Below are 3,675 nucleotides of genomic sequence, written 5' to 3'. Positions count from 1 at the left end.
CGTCCCGCCCGTGACGCCGCCCGTCACACCGCCCGTGGTCCCGCGGTAGTTCCGCCTGTAGCTCCGCCGGTGACGCCGCCGGTGATACCGCCCGTGGTTCCGCCTGTCGTCCCGCCGTGACGCCGCCCGTGGTCCCCCGGTGAGCCGCCGCCCCGTCACACCGCCCACGCCCACGCCGCCAGCGCCTCAGCCGACTGTTTCTATCCGATCCTGACGCCCACCCCGCCGCCAAAGCCATTGCCCGACCTGGGCTTGGAGGTGGTTGAAGGGGGCGTTCAGATGCCCCCCTATGGACCGACGCACCTGGCTGCGCCGGTCGAGGCGGCCATCCAGCCGCCGACATTGCGCCGGTCACTCGCGCGCCCCCGATCCCCGTCTATCCCCGCAAGCAGGATCGCAACTGACCATGCCGTCGCCCATGCGCCCGCCTTTGAAGTCTATCCTGCGCGCACCGCGTTCATGCCGCCAGCCCCGGCAAGCGACTAGCCATGCCGGGGCGACGGGCCGCCGCGGCCGGACTGGTTCTGGGACTGGCGCTCGCCCCGGCCTGCCTGGCCGGCGAGCTGCCCTCCGCGTCCGGCGATCCCGAAAGGTTTCCGCCTCATCCGCGTGAGCACGGTTGCCGCCTGGGTGCGGGAAACGGCCGACAGTCAGGGCCTGCCGTTCCTGATTATCGACAAGGTCAGTGCGCAGGTCGTGGCCTATGACCGCCAGGGTCGGCTGCTGGGGGCCGCCCCTGCCCTGCTGGGTTTGGCGCGCGGCGATATCTCGCCGCCCGGCATCGGCCAGCGCCCCCTGTCGGCCATCACACCGGAAGACCGCATCACCCCGGCGGGACGATTCCTGGCCGCGACCGGCGAGAACCTCGGCGGCAAGGCCATTCTATGGATCGACTATGACGCCGCCCTGTCCCTGCATCCGGTGATCACGACCCGAGCGGCCGATCGACGGCTGCAGCGTCTCGCCACGACCACGGCCGATGACAATCGAATCTCGTATGGGTGCGTGAACGTGCCGGTGAAATTCTTCGACGAGATCGTCCAGCCCGCGTTCAAGGGCACGGTGAGCGTCGTCTATATCCTGCCGGAGGTTCGATCCCTTGCGGAGGTGTTTTTCACGGCGCCGAGAGCGGTCACCTCGGCCTCCGGACGAGCCGTCAAACCCTGAGCGTGCCGGATGCGGCCGCGTGCCGATTGTCGGCCTGAGTCCGCCGCGCCGGCGCACTGTCAGCGTCGCCTTGCGATAGACGCCGCTGGATCCAAGTCTTGCTGACCGCGCGGGCCTGTCGGGCCTGACCGCGCCCAGGGTCCTGGACGGTCCAACGACCGCAAGCGGGTTCCTGCCGAGGATTTGAACCCGCGCCACCCCTTGTGTTTCGCCGCGCAAGACGTGTTTCAGCCAACGGGCGCTCTGCATTGCTGAGGTCGGCACGTCCGACTGTATTTCGACCGGGCAGACATTTAACAGCGCTCGCTAATCAACCATCATGTCGTCATACGTCGAGCGCTAACAGACTATACGCACTAATCTGCATTTCGAGCACCACTTCGAGGCGAAGCATTACAACCTTACAGATACTAAGTCCTTCTTGATTAATCCTGGTTAGTCTTATTGCTTTAAGTGTTTGAAACGCCTGCGCCGCAATCTCGCCCCTTCAGTGGACAGCCCACCAAGCGGGCGGAGCGCGAAATGCGACACGGTATTCTGATCAGCCTGACGGGCTCCGCGGCCCTTGGCGTCGGCGCCCTGGCCCTGGCGCATTTTTGGACACCCGGGTCCCAGGCCGAAACCGACGTGAACGCCGCCTCGACGCGAAAAACCGTGCCCGTGGTGATCGCCAGCGGGGCCCTGGCCTATGGCGTCCGCCTGGAGGCCCGCAACCTGACGGTGGCCCAGTTTCCGCCCGAGGCCGCCCCCCAGGGCGCCTTCACCTCGGTGGACCAAGTTCTGGGCCAGAGCGGCGGCCCGCCGGTGGTCCTGGCGCCGATGGCCGCGCGCGAACCGCTCTTGCCGGCCAAGCTCAGCGGCCCCGGCGCACGCCCCTCGCTGTCGGCCGACATCGCCGAGGGCAAGCGCGGCTACACCATCCGCGTCACGGATGTCTCCGGCGTCGGCGGCCACGCCCTGCCCGGCGACCACGTCGACGTGGTCCTGACCCGGGACCTGTCGGACGACACCCGCTCGCGGCGGATGGTTTCCGAGGTGGTGATCCAGAACGTCCGCGTGCTCGGCGTCGACCTCAACGCCAACCCGACCTCGGCCAAGGCCGCCCTGCCCAAGACCTCGACGCTGGAAGTCTCCGTTGAAGACGCCCAAAAGCTGGCGGTCGCCTCGGAGTTGGGCTCGCTGACCCTGGCGCTGCGGCGGTCGGGCGCCTCCGCCGTCGATCCGGTGCGCGCGATCTCCGTGGCGGACCTATCGGGCGGCGCCATGGCTTCCGCGCCGCTGGCCAAGACCGTCGCCGTCGTTCGCCATGCGACCGCCAAGCCTCGAACCGCGCCGCCGCCGACGGCCAACGCCGCCTTCAGCGCGATGCGGATCACCCAAGGCGACAAGGCCGCCGACATCCAGGTGCCCAGTGAACGGGCGGGAGCCGGCGCATGACCTTCCTCAAGCACTTGACCGCGGCCGCCCTGGTCAGCGCCCTGATGCTGGGCGGCGCAGGCCTGGCGACCGCCCAGGACGGCGCGGCCAGCCGTTCGCTGGTCATTCCCAAGGACAAGTCCGCTGCGCTTCGCCTGGCCGGCCGGGTGACCGAGGTCGTGGTGTCTCAGCCCGACATCGCCGAAATCGTGGCGACAACCGACCAGAGCTTCTATGTCCGCGGCAAGGCGCTGGGGTCGACCAACATCCTGATCTACGGGCCGGGCAAGCAGCTGGTCGAGGTCATCGACGTCAAGGTGGGCTACGACACCGCGGCGCTGCGCGCCGACCTGGCGGCCATCTTCCCCGGCGAAGCCATCGAGGTGCGCAATCTGGCCGACGGCCTGCTGCTGACGGGAGAAGTGTCCAATGGCGGCGTGGCGCGCCGCGCGGAGGCCATCGCCAAGCGCTACGCTCCGGCCGGTGTTTCCTCGGCGATGCAGGTGCGCGGCTCGCAGCAGGTGGTTCTGGAAGTTCGGATTATCGAGGCCAGCCGCCGCTCGCTGAAGGAGTTCGGCTTCGACCTGCAGGCCGCCAACCAGTCGGGCATCACCTTCAGCTCAGGCTCGGGCATTCTCAGCGGCCAGGCCAGCGCCGGAAAACTGTCAGTGACCAGCAAGGTGGGCGCGGGCAGCCTAACCGCCACCCTCAGCGCCCTCGAAGCGAAGGGGGTGATCCGCACCCTGGCCCAGCCCAATCTGGTGGCGCTGTCGGGCGAGCCGGCCAGCTTCTTGGCCGGTGGCGAGTTCCCCTTCCCGTGCCGCAGGGCGACCGGCAGATCGCCATCGATTTTCGCCCATTCGGCGTCAATCTGAACTTCCTGCCGACCATTGCCGACAACGGCCTGATCCGACTGAAGGTCGCCCCCGAGGTCAGTCAGCTGGACCCCACCCGCTCGTTGCGACTGAACGGCTTTGACGTCCCCAGCCTCTCGGTTCGCCGGGCCTCCACGACGGTCGAAATCGCCGATGGCGAAAGCCTGGCGATCGCCGGACTGTTCCAGCAGGGCTACAGCAACTCGGTCGGCAAATG

At 68.3% G+C, this 3,675-nt stretch carries 3 protein-coding genes and 1 pseudogene; all 4 read left to right on the top strand.

Annotated features, from left to right (window positions below):
• Window positions 1-609 precede the first annotated feature (609 nt).
• Entirely contained in the window at window positions 610-1,167 is a 558-nt protein-coding gene (locus CSW58_RS07600) for a L,D-transpeptidase (protein ID WP_201721606.1), read from the top strand.
• 522 nt (window positions 1,168-1,689) lie between these two features.
• Window positions 1,690-2,604, top strand: a complete 915-nt coding sequence (gene cpaB / locus CSW58_RS07595; RefSeq protein ID WP_099446884.1) for a Flp pilus assembly protein CpaB — start codon at window positions 1,690-1,692, stop codon at window positions 2,602-2,604.
• Window positions 2,601-3,458: a type II and III secretion system protein family protein gene (locus CSW58_RS07590; protein ID WP_099446883.1), complete on the top strand. Its 858-nt coding sequence runs from the start codon at window positions 2,601-2,603 to the stop codon at window positions 3,456-3,458. The genes cpaB and CSW58_RS07590 overlap by 4 nt, the downstream gene beginning before the upstream one ends.
• A pseudogene (locus tag CSW58_RS07585) lies at window positions 3,401-3,675 on the top strand (type II and III secretion system protein family protein); the annotation flags it as partial. The gene CSW58_RS07590 and the pseudogene CSW58_RS07585, both read left to right, overlap by 58 nt.

It is taken from the genome of Caulobacter sp. B11 (genome assembly GCF_002737765.1).
Taxonomy (GTDB): Bacteria; Pseudomonadota; Alphaproteobacteria; order Caulobacterales; family Caulobacteraceae; genus Caulobacter.
The sequence above is the reverse complement of the archived record's forward strand: the minus strand, read 5'-3'. Positions and strand labels throughout refer to the sequence as shown.

Coding starts and splice junctions, on each gene's coding strand:
- cpaB (WP_099446884.1), top strand. CDS start 1,690: ATGCGACACGGTATTCTGATCAGCCTGACGGGCTCCGCGGCCCTTGGC.
- CSW58_RS07590 (WP_099446883.1), top strand. CDS start 2,601: ATGACCTTCCTCAAGCACTTGACCGCGGCCGCCCTGGTCAGCGCCCTG.